Source organism: Psychrobacter sp. DAB_AL32B (genome assembly GCF_002224105.1).
GTDB lineage: Bacteria > Pseudomonadota > Gammaproteobacteria > Pseudomonadales > Moraxellaceae > Psychrobacter.
In genome coordinates this window covers 25,338-47,206 of record NZ_NEXU01000027.1, presented here as the reverse complement: position 1 = coordinate 47,206, position 21,869 = coordinate 25,338, and the positions used below count along the sequence as shown (strand labels likewise).

The following is a 21,869-nucleotide window of genomic DNA, read 5'->3' as shown; positions in this document are numbered from 1 at the left end:
GTGGGAGGGGGTACGCAGCAAGGTGTGGCGTGTGGCAAGCTGATGCCAATCTTGGAGCAGCAGCCCATTATTCCTACCCAGTTTGATGCGCTGAACTGGTCATTGCAAGCGACTACCGGACATACCAGCTTTGATATCTTGCGTAGGCTTTATGTCCTTCCCGCTCCTAGCCAGCCTATTGATGTGATGGTGCTGAGTGTCGGTGTCAATGATACAACGACGAGTGTTTCTGTGGATAAATGGCAACAGCAAATCGAAGACATTATTGCTATCGCTCAGCGTAAATTTGGCGTACGAGAGTTGATTTTTTTAAGTTTACCACCGATGGCTCAAATGCCTGCAATACCTGCCCCACTAAGTAACTTTGTGGGTGCTAAAGCGGCAATCCTTGATGAGATGTTACAGCAAGTCTGTGCTGCTCATGACCGTGTCACTTACATGGCAACTGACTTTAAGAGAATGATAGCAGAGCACTCCAATGGCACGCCAATCGATATCGCAGTGATGTTCGCCAGTGACGGTTTTCATCCAAGTAGCCTCATGTATGGCTATTGGGCGCAGCAGTTAGCAGAGCTGATTACACAGTTGCTGAACCCTTCCAGCGCTGAGTTTAATGACTGAAAACCATTTAACACCTATCTCAAAAAACCAAACAAAAAAAACCGCTGAGTTATCAGCGGTTTTTTTATGTTCTTGATACTATAACAGTGCATACTTGAGGCAATGTATCCTCAAAATAATGTCACGCAATATGTATGACTTATTCTGCAGCGTCAGTATCAGCAGCTTTCTTACGGCCACCGAAAGCACCGAAACGTTTGTTAAAGCTAGCAACACGGCCTTCAGTAGAAGTTTTACGTTGCTCGCCCGTATAGAACGGATGCGACGCACTTGAAATATCAAGTGGATAATACGGATATTCTGACCCTTCGTATTCACGAGTGGTTTTGGTTTTAACGGTTGAACGAGTCAAGAAAAACACGTCAGCGTTAGTATCATGGAACAAAACTTCTTGGTAATTAGGATGGATATCTTTACGCATAATAATCTCTCTATGTCCGATGTATACACAAGTAGATTGACGACATATCAGAATAATCGTCAGACTGGGCATACGTAACTGAGGCACTAAGGACATCTATCAGTCTGGCAACTGCATCACTGGCTTATTCCAGCACCCAATACCACACTTCCGCTCTCTTAGCCTTTCCCCAGCGGGAAAATTAAAGAGGGATTTTAACGGTTTTTGGCGCTTGATGCAAGCACGTCGGGGCTAGGATAATAATAAAACAGTGACCTTACTAAATAATAACAGAATCTAAAAATATCGCTTAATTATCATCATTGATTACTTAGTGACCCGTATTCGCCTAATGTTGTTAAGTTATTTTTAATAAACCTACTGACTTTCAACGATGAATACGTTATAAATGACAAGCGTCATGCTAGTAAACACTACGGTGATAAGCGTTATTTATATGATAACTATTCATATGATAGTAACTTATAAAAAACTTCCTAAAGGACAATATAAAATGGCAACCTCTTTGTTAATAAAAACAGTAAAAGCTTTACTAATGACATCCGCTCTTACGACAGCTACTTTAGCAAGTGCGGCGCTGCCAGTTCAGTGGCAGTTAGATGACTCGCACACTCGCGTCGGATTTTCTGTCAATCATTTAGGATTTTCGACCACCATGGGTCACTTTAATGATATCAAAGGTACGGTCAATTACGATATCAAAGCACCTAAAAAATCCAGCATGGACTTTACCATTGCAACCGATAGCATCGATACCAATTGGGGTGCGCGTGATGCTCATTTAAAAAAGGATGAGTTTTTTAATGTGGCAAAATATCCAACCATGACCTTTAAATCCACCAATGTCACGTTCAAAAACCCACAGCAAGCCAAAGTCACCGGCGACTTTACCATGCTAGGTCAAACCAAGCCGCTGACCCTAGAGGTGACTTTAAACAAAATTGCCAATAGTCCGCTGACCAAAGAGCCTGTTATTGGTTTTCGCGCGACCGGTATCATTGACCGTGCTGCTTATGGCATGACGGCTTTTGCAAGTGGCATCACAACTGAAGTGCCGATTCAAATCGATGGTGAGTTGGTCGAGAAAAAAGCCACTGCAAAAAATAAAGCAAAGTAACTTATAAAATAACTCAGACTGATTACTATTAACTTTATAATCTGTTGAAAGTAAAAGCGTCATATCTAAAACTGTACTCTATTGCTATTGTTAAAGAATAATCGACTATTAAAAAAACCATTAAAAAAAGCAGCCATTAAAAGGCTGCTTTTTTGATACAAATGAAGTTATTGTTAAACTTTATCTGGCGGTTTTAATAATATGCCAAACGCCAAGTTTATTGTCGCCATCTTTGTCGCCAACCTTAGTATCATTGGCATAGAAGTACAAAGGCTTACCGTTCATTGCCCACTGATATTTGCCATCTTCGCGTTTAAAAGCGGCAAACTGTCCCGAAGCTTTTGCGTTACTAGGTGCCAAAAACGCTGGCCAAGCAACCAAGCACGCAGAGCCACATTCTGATTTATTCATTGAGTCTTTATCAAAGGTATACAAGGTCATATGATTGCTAGCATCGACTAACATGCCGTATTTGCTAGCGACTGGCGCGGTGTTTTTATTGGTAGCTTGCACATCATGCATGCCAGAATCGTCATTGCCAAACATATTGTTAAAAGTTGAACAACCGCTAAGCGCTAACGCTCCTGAAAGAACAGATAAGATAAGTATATGTTTCATAATATAACTTCCTTGTTATGGTCATAATAAGTTTTTGTTAGGTATTTTCTTGTCATCTTATGATTCAAGGCAGCTTAAAAGACGACTTAAACCTGATTTGAAGCACTTTTAATATAACATACCCAAAACAGTAGTCGTTTATAGCAATATATAAATTTACAAAAGCTCATAAAGATTACAAAACAAGCAAACTAAAATACTTAATTTAATTGATAAGCCGCTCCACTGACTACTTTTAGATATTGGAAAATTGTAGGTTTGAAATATTGGAAAATTGCGGTGTTGCTTGTTGACAAAACTCATGTACCCACTTACGTATTTGCCATCATATTAGTTGTAGTTTTTCGTACAATAAGACTATGAAAATTAAGAATTACTACACAATGGAGAATATGACCATTGCGGCCTAATATGACGGTTGAACTTGACTGACTCTGCACGCATATCAATATGCATAAGCCACCTAATGAATATGCCAAGTACCATTTTAAGTAACACTTGATGCAAATGCTATTAAGGATATGAACACGAAAATGACTCACTCTTTTATGATAAATCAAGCGCATTCCACCAAACGCGTCGGTATTCTCGGTGGTGGTACGGCAGGGGCAACCATCGCTATTCGCCTTGCGGCGTTAGGGCTTGAGACTTATGTTTTTGAAAAAAACAAATCATTAATCGATGGTCCACCGATGTGCCATTTGCATGCTGGTGGCAATTTATACCGTGAAATTCCTGACGAAGACTGCGTCGCGCTGCTCAAACAATGCATCGATATTTTGCGTCTTTACCCTCATACCATCGATGTACGCCCAACGGTATTTGCCGTTCCGACTCGCGATGAAGGTTTGCCACAAGATTTGCTGCCGCGTCTCGACATATTGACCGATGCTTATCGCAAGCTTATCGCCGAAGATGCTAATAACAAAGTACTGGGCGAACCTGAAAATTATTATCAATTATATAATCATGAACAGCTAATTGAGCTGTCTGAGCGTGAACAAGTTGCAGTACCACATACGGCTGACGAGTGGATGATACCGGTCGCGAAATATCTGGATTTGAATAAAGTCAAATTTCCACTTATTGTCGTACAAGAATACGGTTGGAATATTTTTCGCTTGGCTGCCTCTGCACAATTGGCGTTAGAAGGTTATGAGCATGCCCATATCTTTACTGACACTCAGGTTAAGCAAGTGATGCCTGTCGATTGTGAAAATTGCTCAAACGCTGATCATCATGTTACTAAATGGCGTATTGATTATCAGCAAGCTGCCAGTTCCGAACTTGAATCTGAATCTAATGGCGAATTTGAATCTATCGAAGTGGATTACTTAATCAATGCTTGTGGCTTTCGTACTGGTGTGATCGACGATATGGTCGGTGTAAAAGTCACACGCATGGTCGAGTTTAAATCCTCTTATATTACCCACTGGGGTGACACTGGCGGACAGATACCAGAGATTATCGTCTATGGCAATCGCGGTACACCAGAAGGTATGGCGCAGCTAACCCCTTATCCGGGTGGCTATTTTCAGATACATGGCATGAGTAAATTTATCACGCTGTTCGATGATGGATTGGTCGCTTCCAGTAAAGACAGCGCCCAACCTAAATTGCCGCAACAATATGTACACTATATCGAAGATGGCTGGGATAAAGCGCCTCTACAAGCGCGTAGCCAGCAAGCCATTGATTATGTGGCTGAGTTTGTACCAACCTTCCATAGTGCGCGTACCGTTGGTAATGCCTTATATGGTGGGCAACAAATTCCCGGTGAAGACGATACCTTACGTGTCGCCGATGTGAGTCTATATTCTAATATACGCTATGCGCGCGCTGAAAATGTCAAAGCGTCATCGACTTTGATAGCGGCGGATCAAATTGTCGATGAGTTGACGGAGCTTGGTTTGCTTGATTATGATACGCAAGAAAATCGGAATCGTTATGCTCATAAGTGGGCGTATCTAGCGCACAACGATAGTATAACTATTGATACACTTGCCTGTACCTTGGCTGAAGAACGCGGTTTTCCGCTGGCGATGGCGGGCGTGAATCACGGTATTTGCGAGATGACTCTAGATGATTTAAACGTCACTGAGATGCAGTAACTTACCAGTGATTAATAGCTTTTTAGCAATAGCATTAGTCACGAGCTGTTCTAAAAATTAATCAAAAAAAAGGAGAGAATGGCTCATTATTAGCCATTCTCTCCTTTGTTATATAAAGCTATTTTCTTTCAAGATACTGTCATAAATACCCCTTACGCTAGCCTTTAGTTGCCAACCATTTTTTCAGTGTTGACAGCGTCATCTATTTTTACCAGTGTCTTTAGCAGGTCAATGGCGTCATTAATCGTATTACAAACCACCAAACGCTCAAGATCTTCTCGCTTCATAAAACCTTGTTCAGCGGTATATTTTAAATGCTCAATCATACGATCATAAAAACCATTGATATTAAGAATAATCATCGGTTTTTCATGCTGATACAACTGGCGCCATGTAGCAATTTCCATAATTTCTTCTAATGTTCCAAGCCCGCCCGGCAAGGTGATAAAGGCATCAGCATATTCTGCCATCACTGTTTTACGCGTGTGCATAGTGTCGGTCAAATGTAGGCGAGTCAGCTGCTCATGGGCAATCTCATGCTTTAGCATAAAGGTTGGAATCACACCGACTGCTTGTGCACCGCCTCGAATAACCTCGTCCGCGACCGCACCCATCAAACCGATACTCGCACCGCCATAAACCAGACCCATACCGTTGTCTGCCAAAGCACTACCAAGCTCGCGTGCTGCCTGCTCATATACTTCATTATTGCCCAAGCGTGAACCGCAGTACACCGCTACTAATGGCATGGTAAGCATTGATTTATCCACTGCTTTTTCAATATGAGTAATATCTTGGCTAGTAATAACTTCATAAGTGTGATTGTTAATTTTCATTTGCATATAGCTTCCTTAATTTTCACATCGATTGTTTTTATTGAGAACTTGTTTATTAAAGCATCTTTATTCGTACGTATTGAATATTTTAAGTAGCGATTCAGTCGAGTCTTTATGGATAATATTATGCAAGATAAACTGCAATAGAACTTAGAAGTCATATTTGAACGCCTTCCCTACTGAGATTTATTTTAACATAAGCAATGCTATCACGCGGTAGCAACGATTTATCACTACGCAATTACTACATTTTTAAGGCTACACATTGGCAGCTTATGGCAAATTAACACTTTTTATTTACCAATAAAGCTCGCTCATAAAAACGACAAAAATATATTAAGGTTCAACCATGGAAAGCACCTCTACCAATACTCAAATAGACACTTACTCATTAAGCATAATGACTGATCGCAATCAAGCATTGGCGGCGACCGTATATCGCCCTAAAAATGAAGTAAAAATAGCGCTCATGATAGCACCCGCAACAGGTATCAAACGTCAGTTTTATCATAATTTTGCCACTTATTTGGCAGAGCGTGGCTTTGGTGTGCTGACTTTTGATAACGAAGGTATCGGTGAGTCGCTTTCATGCGATTTGGCAAAATGTGATGCTTCTTTAATCAGCTGGGGCCGTCATGACATGCCAGCCGTCCTCGATGCTTTGCAGGACGAGTTTACCCATGCCACTTACCACTTAATTGGTCATAGCGCGGGTGGTCAGCTGATTGGTTTGATGCCCAATTATAAAGCTATCGCCTCAGTATTTAATGTTGCCTGCTCATCAGGTCGTATTAAAAATATGGACATGCCTTATAAGCTCAAGGCAATGGGTTTTATGGATGCTTTTATTCCACTCACGAACTTGGCCTTAGGTTATACGCCTTCGGATAAAATCGGCATGGGCGAACCGCTACCACGTGGCGTTGCTCGTCAATGGCGCGAGTGGTGTAATGGCGCAGGTTATATCAAGACGGCGTTTGGAAAAAGCATACATCGCCATTTTTATGATGAGATTGACATGCCAGCATTGTGGCTAGGTTTTAGCGATGATGAAATTGCCAACAGCAAAAATATGGATGATATGATTCGCGTCTTTACGCAGATGCCGGTAGAAAAGCGCTTTTTTGCCCCTACAGACTTTGGCCTAAAAAGTATCGGTCATATGCGTTATTTTAGTAGTAGAACCAATGCCAAAGCACCTGAGCTGTGGCAAATGGCCGTTGATTGGTTGAACAAGCAGCAATAGATTCAACATTCCATTTAACGCCAAATCAAGCTATTTAATCTGTCGAGTTTACCGCCTCCGCTTCTGCCTTGATACGCTTAGTCAATGCAGAATAAAGTGACGGCTGCATATTATGGATGTTACCGAGCATCCATTTAACATAGCTGATGGGCACCTCTTTAATCAGCTGTCCTTTATATTTACCAAAGGGCATTTTACTCACAGGATTGGCTTTGTTGGCGATAGCATGGGCAGCCACAAAATCAGTCGGCGCAATCTCTAAACGCTCGCAACAAGCCTGATAGAGCAAATAACACATGCGCGCATCACCTAACGCGTCATGAGCCGCAATCGTCATCCTACTCGCCTCACCCTTGCCCAATAATAGCTCAATACACTTAGATTGACCATAAGCGCTCCATTCGGGAAAGGCAACGCGCGCCAGCCTAACAGTACAAATCAGCTTGGCCGATGGACTGCCAATAACACGCCAATCAAAACGTACGTTGTGACCAATTAAATATTCCGGTAATTCAAATTCATCCAATTCAAAACGCTCAAGCCCAGCCACATCATCATCGGTGATACCATGAATTCTAATCACGACGGGTGATATCGAGCGACCACTATTAAAGTATTTCATCCACTCGAAACCAGTAGCTACGTTAATAGTTGCCACTTGGATAGGTCGTGGATCACGACCTTGATCGGTTTCGGTATCGATAATAAGTGCAGTATTAAGATTTATCATAAAAAATCAGTCATAGAAAGTCATTCATAAAAAATTGGCCATTAATACCCGCCTTAATAGTCTAAAAGAAGCGCTCTATTAGAGGGGTTATAGTTATAGTTATAGTTACTGTATTTATATTTATGGGGATAAAAACCAGATATAACAATGCTATACAAACGTTAAAGGACAAGATCAATATAATATTAGTTAAAACAACACAATAAGTTTAAGAGACGTCGATGCGACCAAATGAAGAAAACCAACCACCACGACCAGCACAACCAACATTGTTAAGCCGTGTGCTAAAGGTGCTGATTAAGGCTGCTGTGCTATTAGCGCTGTTATTTGTATTCGATAAACTCGTACCAAGTATCAGCCAACAAACACAGTCATTTGTGCTGGCAAAATGGCAGCAGCTAAGTCTGTTACAACAAGAACCGCCGACCGAAAACAGCTTACCCAGTCCGCTGCCAAAGCAGCATCTGACGGATACTTGGGGCGCTGCGCGTAGCCAAGGACGCTCCCATGAAGGGATTGATATTTTTGCAGATCGAGGTACGCCGATACAAGCAACGACACAAGGTATCGTCAGCAAGGTTGGAGACGATAGATTGGGTGGGCGTGTAGTGGTGGTCGTGGGACCGGGCGGTGCAGGACATTATTATGCGCATTTAGAAGACTATGCTGACATCTCTCCCAATGACTGGGTCAATGCAGGCGATATCATCGGTTATGTTGGTGATAGTGGCAACGCCAAAGGCACGCCGCCGCATGTCCATTATGGGATTTATATTAATGGCAGCGCGGTGAATCCTTACCCACTTTTGCAAAAAAATTAGGCTATTTGAGAAATTTATCAATCAACATTAGGTCGTGTTGATTTATCAGCACTGTGTCCCAGACAACGCAAAAATTAACGACAAAGCAAATATCTTTACTGGATTTGCAGTACGCTATTCATCCCTGTCAAGAAGGCCGTTTTGTCGTCAACTTATAGATGCAGATCGCACATGAGCAGCTGGAAACACCATGCTAAAGGTTGAGCCTACCCCTTCTACTGACTCAATTTGCAAGTTGGCCTCATGCTGATATAAGACATGTTTTACAATTGCTAGTCCCAGTCCCGTACCGCCTGTGGCACGGCTACGACCTTTATCGATACGATAAAAGCGCTCAGTCAAACGCGCGATGTGCTCAGGGGCAATACCAATCCCATTATCTTCGACGGCAAACCGGCAACCTTCTGCTGTCTTGGTCCAGCTAATAGCTATATTGCCGCCCTTTGGCGTATATTTAACGGCATTAATCACCAGATTGGATAACGCACTATTTAGGTACATCTCTGAGCCTTGTAGCCCGTCATAAGTATCTATCTGCAAGTGAATGGTATGCCCATATTCTTGATTATAGGCTTGCGCATCATCATAAACATGCGTAAGCAGCTTGGTCATATCGATATAATTGAGCTCGTGCGTCTCTTCGATTTCAATTCGAGATAACAACAATAAGTCATTCACCACTCTATTCATACGAGCCGTCTGCTGGCTCATCAACTCAAAACCACGTCGCCAATGCGCTGGCATATCTGGCTGATCTGAGAAATTCTCTAGATAACCCATCATCACGGTCAATGGTGTACGTAACTCGTGCGAAACATTCGCCACAAAGTCGCGGCGCATTTCTTCCAAGTTATGCAAGCGCGTCACATCATAAATAATCAGTAGTTTTTCGTCACCAAAAGGCGTGAGCTCACACTTTAAATAGCGATTAGGATCTCGCCACGACACCATATGCACACCATCATGAACGCCATCGCCATCATTAGGCGTCGTGGCCGCTTGATAATATTGACGAAACTCAGGCACCCTAATAAAATCAAAGATGTGCTTGCCCTTATCAGCTGCTTGCAATAACAATAAATCTTCTGCCGCCTGATTCCACCACTCTAGACCATCATCGTCATTGAGCAAAATTACTGCATCTCGTAATGCTAGTAGAGCGCTTCTAATTTTTTTCAGCTGATCGGTTGTATTGTGCTGGGAGATTGGCTCTAATTTGCCTTGTTGATTATTTTCGGTCGGCATTATCATTCTCATCAATTAGATTTACTACTATTAGCTGCATTAGGTCAGCTTCGATTGTTATTCAATTTTTTATTAGATGGCACTTTTATAGTGAATTAAATGGATTCAACCAGACTAGAAAATCGATAACCCGTACCGCGTACCGTTTGGATCAACGTATTACAATCATAAGGGTGTAGTAATTTTCGTAAACGCCGAATATGTACATCAATGGTTCTATCTTCAATATAAACATTGCCGCCCCATACTTGATCTAGCAACTGTGCTCGCGTATAAGCACGCTCTGGATGACTCATAAAAAATGCCAATAAGCGATATTCTGTCGGACCCATATCGATAATTTTATCATCAACCATGAAACGCTGGCTTTTGGGGTCTAGGCTTAGCTTTCCTATTTCGATAGGCTTATCGCTACTGAGCGCACTACTACGACGCAATACCGCTTTGATTCTTGAGATTAATTCACGGGTAGAAAAAGGCTTGGTCATATAGTCATCAGCGCCAGCATCAAGACCATGAACCTTACTGTCTTCTTCACTTTTGGCAGTCAACATAATGACTGGTATCTCAGCGAGCAGCGCATCATTTTTAAGCATACGGCAAAAATCGATGCCACTTTTATCTCCGGGCAGCATCCAATCCAATAAAATCAGCGCTGGTCTGTGATCCACCACTTGCTGGTGCGCCTCTGAGACGTCAGCTGCCTGCAAACTCTCAAATCCAGCCATCTCTAGTGTCATGACGAGCATCTCACGAATCGCAGGTTCATCTTCAACAATCAAAATTTGCTCATTATACATACGGCATTCTCAGTGTTAGAGGACAAAATCTATCCTATAAAAAGGCGGTAAACACACGCGCTAGCTTCTTCCTATTAAACGAATTAATTATGACAGCTTGATGACATTTACTTTTAAAATTTTAATATTTGGCATCAAGTCTAATCGCTCAACTTACTTCTAATAAAAAGTTTAGCGGTCCATCATTGACGCTCGCAACTTGCATATTAGCGCCAAACTGACCCGTTGCAATGCCGGGATACTGAGTCTTTGCATAAGTAACCAATTGTGCAAATAATACCTGTGCCGCATCAGGTGCCATCGCGCCGCCAAAATCAGGGCGACGACCTTTATCCGTTTTTGCCATCAAGGTAAATTGTGATACCAATAATAACCCGCCAGCCACTTGCTGGACATTTTTATCCAGTTTACCGGCCTTAGCCGGATCGTCATCATTTTCAAAGATACGATAAGTGAGGATTTTATCGACTAAGCGCTGCGCACTTTGTAGATTATCATCGTGACCCAAACCAATATATGCCAATACCCCATGCTGAATAGAGCCAACGCAGCAGTCATCAACGCTGACGCTGGCATGATTTACCCGCTGGATAAGTGCTCTCATTACTTACTTCCTTTAACGATTATGGTCATACAGTCAGCTGCCGACCATGATAAAATGTATTTATTTATGTATGAATATCACTATCTATTAATATCACTATCTATAAGTGTCACTGTCTATTGTTTTCTAGCACCACTTTTTATTTTCATCATTGCTTTTTTAATCACTACTTTGGTCATCTATTATGAATGTATTTACTACCTTACAACAGTTTGTACCCCAACAAAAAATCAGCAAAGCAGCTGGACGTTTAGCCGCCAGCCGCCATCCTTGGGTCAAACGCGCTTTCATTCGTAGCTTTGCCAAAGCTTACGATGTTAGCTTAGATGAATATGAGCGTCAAAGTTTAAACGCTTATGAGAGCTTTAATGATTTTTTTACCCGTGAGCTACAAGACGATGCGCGCGCTATCGATACTACCATCAATGGTATCGTCAGTCCTGCTGATGGGATGATATCGCAGCTTGGGCAAATCAATGACCATAAGCTTCTGCAAGCCAAAGGTCGCGACTATGATATCGGGCAGCTATTGGCCAACAGTGCCGACGGCGATTATTTTGCTGATGGTAGCTTTGCCACTGTCTATCTTGCGCCAAGCAATTATCACCGCGTCCATATGCCATTTGATGGCACATTGACCAAAACCCGTTATGTCCCTGGTACGCTATTTTCGGTCAATAATGCGACGGCAGCAAATGTGCCTGATTTGTTTGCTCGCAACGAGCGCCTAGTTTGTCTGTTTGATACCGCCTATGGTAAAGCGGCTGTGGTCATGGTCGGTGCGATGATTGTCGCTGGGATCGAAACGGTTGCGACGGGTAAAATCATACGTACTGATGACATTCAAGAAGCGGATCATGATATGAGCTTTAAGAAAGGCGATGAGCTTGGACGTTTTTATTTAGGCTCGACCGCGATTGTGGTACTGCCAAAAGCAGCAAACACTGATTGGCAAAATACTATGAAGCATGGCTCAACGGTACAAATGGGTCAGTTACTAGGTAGCGCTAAAATTTAGTCCCATTTATCTAAGTACAAAACGCTTTTAACGAGTAGCATTGATAAATATGAGCATAATCAGTAATAACATTACTGACTATGCTTTTTTTGTGCCTATCTATCACTGTCTTTTTATAAGCCGCTATTTTTTTACACAAACGCTTTATGTCATCAAACTGTCATATTCATTTGGCACACTCTCCTTATTAACCGCAGAGCATCATTTCAGCAAACCCCAGAAAACCCCAGAAAACTATTGTCATTGTTATTTATAAATGCTTGATACTCAAAATTGATTAATTTTAGGAGAAATAATGCGTCATTCATTAATAGCTGTAGCAGTCGCTGGTGCCTTTACCTTAGCAGCCTGTAGTCAAACACCCGATAGCAATGAAAGCAATGAGCCTGCCACAACAGCGCAAGCAACTACGGCCTCTAGCGGTGACTCTACAAGTAACGCTAATGCTAGCTCAGCTGAAAATGTATCGATGAATATTACAGGGGCTGGTGCTTCTTTTCCGCAGCCTATCTATGCTAAATGGTCAGATGCCTACAACAAAGCAACAGGTGGACAAGTTAACTATCAGTCAATCGGCTCATCCGGTGGTATCAAACAAATCGTTGCTAAAACGGTTGATTTTGGCGCATCCGACGCACCTATGACGCCAGGCGAGTTAAACGAAGCCGGTCTGATTCAATTCCCAACCGTTATCGGCGGTGTGGTTCCTATCGTTAATATTGACGGTATTAAACCCGGTCAATTAAAGCTAAATGGTGAAATGTTAGCGGACATCTATCTTGGTAAAATCAGCAACTGGAACGACCCTGCAATTGCTGCCATAAACCCCGACTTAACCCTTCCTGACGCGGCTATTACCACGGTATTTCGCTCAGACGGTTCTGGTACGACCTTTAACTTCACTGACTATCTAGCAAAAGTGTCAAGCGCTTGGAATGACAGTGTTGGCGTCGATAAGACAGTGAAATGGCCAACGTCAGCAACTGGTGCGGGCGGTAAAGGTAACGAGGGCGTTTCAAGCTACGTAACGCGTATGAAAAACTCTATCGGTTATGTTGAATATGCTTACGCTAAGCAAAACGGCATGTCACACGTGGCCCTCAAAAACGCAGCTGGTAACTTTGTCCAGCCTTCTGCAAAAACCTTTGCTGCTGCTGGTGACATCGATTGGTCACAGCAAGAAGGATTTTATAAAGTCATTACCAACTCCGAAACAGCTCAAGCATGGCCTATCGCCGCTGCCACTTTTATCTTAGTACATAAGCAGCCACAAGATGCCAAACAAGTCGCTGGTGTATTAGCATTCTTTGATTGGGCATACGCTCAAGGTGGCGATGATGCTTTGGCACTTGATTACGTTCCTTTTTCTGATACTGCCGTTGCTTTATTTAAAGCAAAGTGGAATGAAGTCGTTGATAGCAACGGTCAGCCTGTCTATAAGCCTGCACAGTAACCTGTTTATCCTAGTGATTGCATAATCACTGTCGAGCCAACCTCTCAAACCACTATTCTCCGGTATGGGTTTGAGAGGTTTTATCACAGAAAATTTAAAGATTTTTTTAAGTTTGTTGTGATAAAACCTCATTGACTCTTTTACTATTTTGACTTGATTCTATTCAACGCTGAGACACTTATGAATGATTTAAGGTCCCAACTGGCTAAACAAAAACGTTACGATGCCGTTTTTGTGAATGCGACCAAAGCATTTGCAATCTTGGTGCTGCTGTCGCTTGGTGGCATTCTCCTCTCATTAATTGTGGGTGCTTGGCCAAGTATCACTGAGTTTGGACTAGGGTTTTATACCAGCAATAACTGGGATACGGTGAACGATCAATACGGTGCACTCGCGCCCATTTATGGGACGGTTGTCACCTCCTTTATCGCGATCTGTATTGCCGTTCCAGTCAGTTTTGGGATTGCTATTTTCTTAACAGAATTATGTCCCAATTTTTTGAAAAAGCCTTTGGGTATTGCTATTGAGCTATTGGCGGGTATCCCTTCTATTATCTACGGTATGTGGGGATTGTTTGTGTTTGCGCCATTTTTTGGCGATCACATTCAGCCTTGGTTTATTGAAAATATTGGTCCCCTACCTATTATTGGTAAAGTATTTACGGGTGCGCCCATGGGGCTTGGTATGTTTACCGCTTCATTGATACTGGCGATTATGATCATTCCTTTTATTGCCGCCACCATGCGCGATGTTTTCTCTGTAGTACCTGATTTATTAAAGGAATCCGCTTACGGTATGGGCGCAACCACGTGGGAGGTCATGTTCAAAATCATTTTGCCTTATACCAAAGCGGGCGTGGTTGGTGGGGTGATTTTGGGGCTTGGTCGGGCATTGGGCGAAACGATGGCAGTGACCTTTTTAATTGGTAATGCCTATAACATCAGCCCAAGTCTATTCACTTCTGGCGTTACGATTACATCAGCATTAGCCAACGAATTCGCTGAAGCTTCAAGTGAGTTACATTTAGCGTCATTATTGCACTTAGGTTTAATTCTTTTTGTGATTACCTTTATTGTGCTGTCGATATCTAAGCTGATGCTTATGCGTATTGACCAAAAAGCTGGCAATTAATAATAGTGAGCTCCTAAATACCATGTAGCTCTGAGTAGCTTGTGATATTTAAAGCAGTTATCTGATTCAAAAAGGACAAAAGCCTGATGACTTTAGCAACAGTCAATACTCATACTGCCCAGATTAACCAGCCTGCTTTAAGCTTTGAAGACCGCTATGACAAGCGCTTATATAACAAGCGCCGTTTTATCAATAGATTGGGACTTGGTTTTGCTCTATCAGCGATCGTCTTTGGTTTGTTTTGGCTGGTTTGGATTTTGATCACGCTGTTTGTTGAAGGCTTTCAAGGTTTAATAAAAATGCCGGTGTTTACAGCAGATACACCGCCACCTATGGGCGAAGGCGGTTTACGTAATGCCATTATTGGTTCAGTGATGTTGGCTTTTTCAGGTTTAGCCATTGGCGCACCCATCGGCATGATGGCAGGCATCTATTTGGCTGAATTTTCACATGGCAGCCTGTTAGGTAAAGTCACCCGATTTTTAAATGATATTTTACTGTCTGCTCCATCTATCGTTATTGGGCTGTTTGTTTATGCGTTGCTGGTCAAAGGTCAAAGCTTTTCAGGCTGGGCAGGTGCATTAGCATTAGCGCTGATTGTGATTCCCATTGTCGTACGTACGACGGAGAACATGCTAAATCTTGTGCCTAATACCCTGCGTGAAGCAGCCTATGCACTAGGCACACCGAAATGGAAGCTGGTCAGTACAGTCACGCTCAAAGCCGCCAAAGCAGGTTTGACCACAGGCGTGCTGTTAGCGTTTGCTCGTATTACTGGCGAGACAGCCCCCTTACTGTTTACCGCATTAAATAACCAGTACTTTAGTACAGATATGAGCCAACCGATGGCCAACTTACCGAACACCATCTATCAGTTTGCCATGAGTCCTTATGATAACTGGCATGCGCTGGCTTGGGCGGCGGCGCTGCTAATTACTATGACAGTATTGCTATTGAATATTGCGGCGCGCTTTATAGGCGGTAAAGATCATACGAGATAACTTACTATCTGAAAACTTTGACAACCATAGTGAGCAGTACGGCGGATAACCCACTCCTCCTTTAACGATATTTAAAAATAGCTGGATACGATTATGACTGATGTACTAGAAAGAAAAGTCGCTAAGCAGAAAATAGATAAAGGCAGTATCAAAGGTCGTTTACTAGGTCAGCCAACCTCTACTAATAGCCAGCACAAGCAGCCAGATAGCGCTCATCTGACCAAACAAACCATGGCAGATATGCCCGACAATATGCCGCCTGCTAAGATTGCCATTCGGGATTTGGATTTTTATTATGGTGATTTTAAAGCGTTAAAAAACATTAATATCGACATCCCAGAAAAAAATGTAACCGCGTTTATCGGTCCATCAGGCTGTGGTAAATCAACGCTGCTACGCACGCTTAACCGTATGTACGACTTATATCCTAACATGCATGCCGAAGGTCAAATCATCTTGGATGGCAAAAATGTTTTGGCTAAAGAGGTGGATGTCAATTTACTGCGTGCGCGGGTGGGTATGGTCTTTCAAAAGCCTACGCCGTTTCCCATGTCCATCTACGACAACGTGGCATTTGGCGTACGTCTATATGAGAAGCTGAGCAAAGTAGAAATGGATGAGCGTGTCGAATGGGCACTAAAAAAGGCGGCGTTATGGCTCGAGGTCAAAGACAAACTTAAAGCCTCAGGATTATCTTTATCAGGTGGTCAACAACAGCGACTTTGTATCGCCCGTGGGGTGGCAACGAAACCTGAAGTACTGTTATTAGATGAACCAACCTCAGCGCTTGATCCCATCTCTACTGGCGCTATTGAAGATTTGATTACGGATTTAAAAAATGACTATACGATTGCTATCGTAACGCACAATATGCAACAGGCTGCGCGCATTTCCGACTACACCGCTTATATGTATTTGGGTGATATGGTAGAGATGGGTGAGACGGATCAGATATTTACCAATCCAGCACAAAAGGCGACTGAAGATTATATTACCGGTCGTTATGGCTAAGTTGCTCTTTATTTAAAGAAGTTGTTTATAGCGGTTATTTATAGCAGTGATTTATAGCAGTAATTCATAGTGACCCTTCATAACCATCATCATTTTGGCAATATCTTTATGACCAATACCAATACGATTAAGACCGATTCGATTAAGGAGGTAACCATGCTGATAACTGAAAAGCATTTATCAAAGAGTTTTGATAATGATCTAAATGAAGTTATTGAGTTGTTTATGCAAATGGGACGCATGGCAGCCGAGCAAGTCATGGTTGCGACCCGTGCATTGATAGCAGCAGATGAGGCAACAGCGAAAAAAGTGATTACTGATGATGATCTAATCAATCAGTTAGAAATTAAAATCGATGAGCAAATTATTTTATTGGTTGCTAAGCGCCAGCCAGCAGCGAATGATTTGCGCTTAGTCATGGCCATTAGTAAAGGCATTGTTGACTTTGAGCGTGTGGGTGATGAAGCAGAAAAGATAGCGCGTATGGCATGCCAATTGATTGAAGATGGTGCTTCACCAAGAGGCTATTCAGAGGTTCAGCATTTATCCAATCAGGTACGCTTAATGCTGCTTGATGCGCTTGATGCCTTCTTATGGATGAATCCTCAGCAGGCGTTTTCGGTATTGCAAAGCGATGTGTCTGTCAATGAAGAGTATCAGTCTGCCACTCGCTCCTTGATGACCTATATTATGGAAGACAGTCGTCATGTGTCTAAAGTGATTAATATACTATGGGTATTGCGCGCGCTCGAGCGCGTGGGCGACCATGCTCGAAATATTGCTGAGCTGGTCATTTTTTGTACCAGCGGCAAAGACGTGCGGCATACGGATTTTTTACGGGTAGAAGAAATTGTACAACAAACCACCAATGCTGGCATGAATACTAACAAATAGTCTCTCTAACCTTGTTTTAAAATTAATAACGAAAATGTTTATTAATAGGATAGGCAAACAAAATATTCTCTTCTTGCGTACCGCGTCCGATATTATGAATAATCAGCGGTGTGCCATCAGCAGCTGTTTTGTCCGATACGATACCTGTATGCGGTAAATTGCCGTTTGGTAGTCGCCACGTCACCACATCTCCTGCCTGAAAGCTGGATTTGTCAGTGATTGATAACGTCTGCCCATGACGCGCAAAAAACACTTCAAGATTGGGTACACGGCGATGGTCGATATTTTTATCGGTTGATTTAAGTCCCCAAGTTTTTGGATAGCTTGACCAGTTGGATTTCATATCATAGTTGAGCAATTGCTGTAGATCTATATTTTGCAAGCGATAAGCACGAACGACCACATCTGTACAGACACCCGTATTTATCGGCACATCGCCCCGTGGGAAATCCAGCTTACGGTAAGTAGGATCATAGCTAGTGGTAATGCCGATTTGTTTTTTGGCATCGTGTACCAATTTACTGCCATCGCTGATAGGGGCAAGAGCTTGAGCCATTTGCACCAATCCTAGCAGGCTGATAAAGGCTAGCGATTTAGCGAAGGTTTTATAAGTATCAGATACTCTCATTTATCAATCTCTTTGTTATTAATTTAACTATAAATGCTCTAGCACTTGAAAATCCAGCATTTGAAAATCATGACGGGCTGTAAAATACTTAAACGCTCAAACCATCTCTTATTCATTTACGCATCAATCAACCAGCCCTGCGCCGTCGCAAATTCAATCTGTCGTACCTGCCAATCATAAATACTCGGAAAGCTGTCTTTAATAAAGGCATGCGCCCCTGCTACTTGCGAGCGTGTAACGTTAGAATCAGTCCACGTTTTTCCATTGGTATTTAAATTGAGTAAAAACGGCAATAAGCGATCAACTACTTTCAGCAGCTGGGTTTCTTTGCTGCTGCCAGTTTCCTGCTCTTCCCAAATCTCATTTAAATTGCTAATACCATTACCGCGCTCAGCTTGTAAGCGCGCAATGCCAGCGCGCTCTTCAACGTGCGCATCACCGCGTGTATCGGCATATAAAAAAGTATCGCCTGCATCGATTTCACCCAAATCATGTACCAGCGCTATCTTTAGTAATTTTTCATGATTGACATCTAAATCGAACAATTCAGCGATTGACCAACATGCCATCGCTAAATGCCAAGAATGTTCGGCAGAGTTTTCCAAACGAGTCGTACCTGTCACGTAACTGCGCCTGTTAACTCGTTTAAGGGCATCTAACTCTAGTAAAAAATGAGTGACATTATCTATATCAATATTTGAGGCAAGCTTTGGATTGGTTAATGACATGGATTTTCTCTGATTTTTTCTACGAATGTATAGCGCTTTATCTTATCTTTAAGCACCAGCGGTTATTATACATTTTATGAGTGTTATAAAAGAGGATGCTAGCCTGTAATTAACTGGCGCCACTATAAAAAGAAAATAGCGCTTATGTTAGTAAGCGCTATCTGTTCTAAATCGAGTAAAAAAAACTATTTAATCAAGTTACTAATGGTTTTGAACGCAGGGTCTTTACTACTTCGGCATAGCTCAAACAGAATCGTTTCAACCGTGGTAATCACACCACCAGCACGGCGAATACGGCGAATGGCTTGCTTTTTATCATACGGAAAACGCGAACCAACCGCATCACCAATAATGACCGGCTGCATACCATTATCTAGCAAATCAAGCGCGGTTTGTAAGACACAAACATGAGTTTCAACGCCGAACAATAAAACAATACTGCGATTTTGCTGAGCAAGGTGATTCCATGAATCGTCATTGTCGCAGGCGCTAAAAGTGACTTTTTCAAAGCCTTTGGCATTATCGCCTTCTAACAACTCACGAATTTCGGGCAAGGTTTCGCCTAAGCCCTTTTTATATTGCTCATTGAGCATAATTGGAATATCAAGCGCTTGCAAACCTTTGATCAAAGTCGTTATTTTTTTGATAATATTTTCATGGTCATAGATATGCGGGGTCAGACGTTCTTGGACGTCAATTATCATTGCTTGGGTATTTTCACGGTCAATACGGTAGGTACGATCAGTAATCATGGTGGACATAGTACACTCCTTGTACGGCTGACTTTATTATTAAAGGCTATATTAGTTTTATCATTGATATTATCGTTATTAGCCTTACACTCATTTAGACATAGTTTGCTGAGTGCGTCAATGGAGATAGCCTTTAATAATGATTAATCACCATTAATCACGCTTGATTGATACTGCTTAGCGTAAGTTTTTGATTATGAGTAGCCAATAACTATATATTATGGCGTCTAGCATTGCGTAATAAAGACTGTTTTTGAGTCATTACCATGACGACACCAAGAGCCATACCAAAACATAAGGTTAAAAGATAATACACCATATAACTGAGCGTGTTTATGAAAGCAAAAAACATACTGTTTAAAGTAATAATCAGTATGACAGCCACGGTAGCACCATATAGCTCTCTATGCTTTTTGTTAAAAATCTTATAAGTAATCAGTATTATCGCTATACCAAACAAGCCAAATATAGCGCTCCAAGCACCTGCCATGTCCATATCATAATAGAGAACACCTAAAATACTGGAAAAGATTCCACATATAAAAAAGGCAATCATAAAACGTACAGGACCTAATACTTTTTCCAAAATATAGCCAGCAGCAAAAAGCATCCCTAGACTCATTACCAAATGCATAATCCCTGCATGTACAAAAAGCGATGTCACTACCCGCCAATATTTACCAGCTTGCAGCGCGTCTGTGCTCAATCCGCCTACCTTATCTACCTGCCTAGACAAGGGATCAATGATATCCATACCCATGAATACGGTCAGGATAAATGCGCCTATACAAGTCAGCATTAACACTAACGTTGCAGGTTGTTTTTTATTACTTCTAAACAAAGCTACTAGACTTTTTGACACATCCTTCACTGGATCTCGTTTTTTTACATGCTTTTGTTTTTGTATATGCTTTCGTGTGCTCTTCTTTTCTTTATTATCAATATCTGCTGCAAAAATAAGCAATAAGCACACTCCCATACCAATAACAAATGAGCCAAACCCCCAGACGAAATCTCGCTCTAAACTGTCAACAAACAATCCTGATTCAGGTACCAATATCAAGGGTGTTAAATTAGACTGCTTATTAACTGTCGAAATCGTATGTAAGTAGCCACTTCTCTGATTTGACGATTTAAGTTTCTTAAAGTAGCTGATAGTAGAGAGGTCTTTGGCTTGATATTTGTGGCGAGAGTCATTAATAAATGCTGAGTATTGACGGTCTTTAATACTTTGGTCTTCACGATTATCGTAGCTTGTATGGTAACTAGAACCTAGCCAAATATCATCAGCGGCCGCAAATGGCGTCGCAATGTAATAATAAACATGCAATGTCGAGTCAAAATACCGTCCACTGACTACTTGTGTCTCTATATAAGAAACCTGCTCTGATTTTAGTGGTTTAAAATTATCCACCTTGAAATACTTTTGTTTTGGATAGTTACGAACATCATTCAGGTTGTTTACTTCAATAACCTCGTACGCAGCTTTAGACAAATAGTTTTGGCTGAGAACAAGCGGTATCACTAATGCTAAAACCATCGTTATAAAAAAGTAGCCTGAACTACTACGCTGAACCCACTTTAAAGTCAGAAGCTCGTACCTCGGCCACATCCAAATACTAACGACTAAAATAGATAAAAGAAAAGGAATACCAAAATCCCAGTAGCTTTCTTTTAAAGGTAGAACGTCTAGATAAACATCCAGTAACCAGCGTAAAGCACCAAAAATTAGAATGCTGAGGATACTTAAGCCCAAATAAGGAAAAAATACCTGCTTTAGTTTTATTTTAGTCGACCCTTTAGTACGTTGGGGTTTCTGCTCCTTACGCTTGGTAATTTTACGCCTATCCTGTTTACCTACTCTATTTCTGCTTCTATTTTTATTCTTATATCTATACTGGCTTCGCTTATTATTATCTCGCATTTACCTTCACCATTCATTTATAGCAAACCACGCCCCAACTTTGATGACTTTCTTCCTTAATCGATAAAACCTGATTGGATTCAGCATATTTACTCGTATTACTTTATTGCAAACACAAAAAAGCGCCTCTAACATTAAGTTAGAGGCGCTCATTTTACA

General features: G+C 41.8%; 22 protein-coding genes. 11 read left to right on the top strand and 11 right to left on the bottom strand.

Features of this window, described 5'->3' with window-relative positions:
• On the top strand, positions 1 to 621 hold a 621-nt coding region (locus tag CAN34_RS03630), incomplete at its 5' end, for an SGNH/GDSL hydrolase family protein (protein ID WP_089554491.1).
• A gap of 139 nt (positions 622 to 760) precedes the next feature.
• Here the strand turns inward: CAN34_RS03630 and CAN34_RS03625 are convergent.
• Positions 761 to 1,042, bottom strand: coding sequence for a type B 50S ribosomal protein L31 (locus tag CAN34_RS03625; protein WP_011281173.1), 282 nt, complete (start codon positions 1,040 to 1,042; stop codon positions 761 to 763).
• A 493-nt stretch (positions 1,043 to 1,535) separates the two neighbouring features.
• On the opposite strand from CAN34_RS03625, the gene CAN34_RS03620 reads away from it, so the two are divergent.
• On the top strand, positions 1,536 to 2,159 hold the full coding sequence (locus CAN34_RS03620; RefSeq protein WP_089554490.1) for a YceI family protein: 624 nt from the start codon (positions 1,536 to 1,538) through the stop codon (positions 2,157 to 2,159).
• A 180-nt stretch (positions 2,160 to 2,339) separates the two neighbouring features.
• On the opposite strand, the gene CAN34_RS03615 is transcribed toward CAN34_RS03620, so the two are convergent.
• Positions 2,340 to 2,777: a hypothetical protein gene (locus tag CAN34_RS03615; RefSeq protein ID WP_089554489.1), complete on the bottom strand. Its 438-nt coding sequence runs from the start codon at positions 2,775 to 2,777 to the stop codon at positions 2,340 to 2,342.
• A gap of 533 nt (positions 2,778 to 3,310) precedes the next feature.
• Here CAN34_RS03615 and CAN34_RS03610 point away from each other — a divergent pair.
• Positions 3,311 to 4,888: an FAD-dependent oxidoreductase gene (locus tag CAN34_RS03610; RefSeq protein WP_089554488.1), complete on the top strand. Its 1,578-nt coding sequence runs from the start codon at positions 3,311 to 3,313 to the stop codon at positions 4,886 to 4,888.
• Between the two features lie 164 nt (positions 4,889 to 5,052).
• Here CAN34_RS03610 and CAN34_RS03605 read toward each other — a convergent pair whose 3' ends face one another.
• Complete coding sequence (locus CAN34_RS03605) at positions 5,053 to 5,730, bottom strand: TIGR00730 family Rossman fold protein (protein WP_089554487.1); 678 nt, start codon at positions 5,728 to 5,730, stop codon at positions 5,053 to 5,055.
• Between the two features lie 343 nt (positions 5,731 to 6,073).
• On the opposite strand from CAN34_RS03605, the gene CAN34_RS03600 reads away from it, so the two are divergent.
• Positions 6,074 to 6,970: an alpha/beta fold hydrolase gene (locus CAN34_RS03600; protein WP_089554486.1), complete on the top strand. Its 897-nt coding sequence runs from the start codon at positions 6,074 to 6,076 to the stop codon at positions 6,968 to 6,970.
• 34 nt (positions 6,971 to 7,004) lie between these two features.
• On the opposite strand, the gene CAN34_RS03595 is transcribed toward CAN34_RS03600, so the two are convergent.
• Complete coding sequence (locus tag CAN34_RS03595) at positions 7,005 to 7,700, bottom strand: DUF3820 family protein (protein WP_089554485.1); 696 nt, start codon at positions 7,698 to 7,700, stop codon at positions 7,005 to 7,007.
• A 221-nt stretch (positions 7,701 to 7,921) separates the two neighbouring features.
• Here CAN34_RS03595 and CAN34_RS03590 point away from each other — a divergent pair, with 221 nt between their 5' ends.
• Positions 7,922 to 8,521 (top strand): M23 family metallopeptidase, encoded by a 600-nt coding sequence (locus tag CAN34_RS03590; RefSeq protein WP_089554484.1) that lies wholly within the window; start codon positions 7,922 to 7,924, stop codon positions 8,519 to 8,521.
• Between the two features lie 147 nt (positions 8,522 to 8,668).
• Here CAN34_RS03590 and phoR read toward each other — a convergent pair whose 3' ends face one another.
• From phoR to dtd, 3 genes are all read right to left on the bottom strand, one after another.
• Positions 8,669 to 9,766, bottom strand: a complete 1,098-nt coding sequence (phoR, locus tag CAN34_RS03585) for a phosphate regulon sensor histidine kinase PhoR (protein WP_089554483.1) — start codon at positions 9,764 to 9,766, stop codon at positions 8,669 to 8,671.
• Positions 9,767 to 9,861: 95 nt separating this feature from the next.
• Positions 9,862 to 10,566: a phosphate regulon transcriptional regulator PhoB gene (gene phoB, locus CAN34_RS03580; RefSeq protein ID WP_079692715.1), complete on the bottom strand. Its 705-nt coding sequence runs from the start codon at positions 10,564 to 10,566 to the stop codon at positions 9,862 to 9,864.
• Between the two features lie 148 nt (positions 10,567 to 10,714).
• Positions 10,715 to 11,170 carry a D-aminoacyl-tRNA deacylase gene (gene dtd / locus CAN34_RS03575; protein WP_089554482.1) on the bottom strand — a complete coding sequence of 152 codons (456 nt, stop codon included), beginning with the start codon at positions 11,168 to 11,170 and terminating at the stop codon, positions 10,715 to 10,717.
• A 184-nt stretch (positions 11,171 to 11,354) separates the two neighbouring features.
• On the opposite strand from dtd, the gene asd reads away from it, so the two are divergent.
• The 6 genes from asd (at position 11,355) to phoU (ending at position 17,678) form a co-directional block, all read left to right on the top strand.
• Positions 11,355 to 12,188, top strand: a complete 834-nt coding sequence (asd, locus tag CAN34_RS03570; RefSeq protein ID WP_089554481.1) for an archaetidylserine decarboxylase — start codon at positions 11,355 to 11,357, stop codon at positions 12,186 to 12,188.
• A 295-nt stretch (positions 12,189 to 12,483) separates the two neighbouring features.
• Positions 12,484 to 13,641 (top strand): phosphate ABC transporter substrate-binding protein PstS, encoded by a 1,158-nt coding sequence (pstS, locus tag CAN34_RS03565; RefSeq protein WP_089554480.1) that lies wholly within the window; start codon positions 12,484 to 12,486, stop codon positions 13,639 to 13,641.
• A 180-nt stretch (positions 13,642 to 13,821) separates the two neighbouring features.
• Positions 13,822 to 14,772, top strand: a complete 951-nt coding sequence (gene pstC / locus CAN34_RS03560; RefSeq protein ID WP_089554479.1) for a phosphate ABC transporter permease subunit PstC — start codon at positions 13,822 to 13,824, stop codon at positions 14,770 to 14,772.
• A gap of 86 nt (positions 14,773 to 14,858) precedes the next feature.
• Positions 14,859 to 15,773 carry a phosphate ABC transporter permease PstA gene (gene pstA / locus CAN34_RS03555; RefSeq protein WP_089554478.1) on the top strand — a complete coding sequence of 305 codons (915 nt, stop codon included), beginning with the start codon at positions 14,859 to 14,861 and terminating at the stop codon, positions 15,771 to 15,773.
• 231 nt (positions 15,774 to 16,004) lie between these two features.
• Entirely contained in the window at positions 16,005 to 16,784 is a 780-nt protein-coding gene (pstB, locus tag CAN34_RS03550) for a phosphate ABC transporter ATP-binding protein PstB (protein WP_165767607.1), read from the top strand.
• 156 nt (positions 16,785 to 16,940) lie between these two features.
• Entirely contained in the window at positions 16,941 to 17,678 is a 738-nt protein-coding gene (phoU, locus tag CAN34_RS03545; RefSeq protein WP_089554476.1) for a phosphate signaling complex protein PhoU, read from the top strand.
• Positions 17,679 to 17,700: 22 nt separating this feature from the next.
• Here the strand turns inward: phoU and CAN34_RS03540 are convergent, their stop codons facing one another.
• The 4 genes from CAN34_RS03540 to CAN34_RS03525 all read right to left on the bottom strand — a co-directional run bounded on the left by CAN34_RS03540 (position 17,701) and on the right by CAN34_RS03525 (position 21,710).
• Positions 17,701 to 18,306, bottom strand: a complete 606-nt coding sequence (locus tag CAN34_RS03540; protein ID WP_217320607.1) for a DUF1287 domain-containing protein — start codon at positions 18,304 to 18,306, stop codon at positions 17,701 to 17,703.
• Between the two features lie 116 nt (positions 18,307 to 18,422).
• Positions 18,423 to 19,034, bottom strand: coding sequence for an HD family hydrolase (locus CAN34_RS03535; protein WP_089554475.1), 612 nt, complete (start codon positions 19,032 to 19,034; stop codon positions 18,423 to 18,425).
• 185 nt (positions 19,035 to 19,219) lie between these two features.
• Complete coding sequence (locus CAN34_RS03530) at positions 19,220 to 19,795, bottom strand: isochorismatase family protein (protein WP_079692724.1); 576 nt, start codon at positions 19,793 to 19,795, stop codon at positions 19,220 to 19,222.
• A gap of 202 nt (positions 19,796 to 19,997) precedes the next feature.
• Positions 19,998 to 21,710 (bottom strand): rhomboid family intramembrane serine protease, encoded by a 1,713-nt coding sequence (locus tag CAN34_RS03525; protein ID WP_089554474.1) that lies wholly within the window; start codon positions 21,708 to 21,710, stop codon positions 19,998 to 20,000.
• Between the last annotated feature and the right edge of the window lie 159 nt (positions 21,711 to 21,869).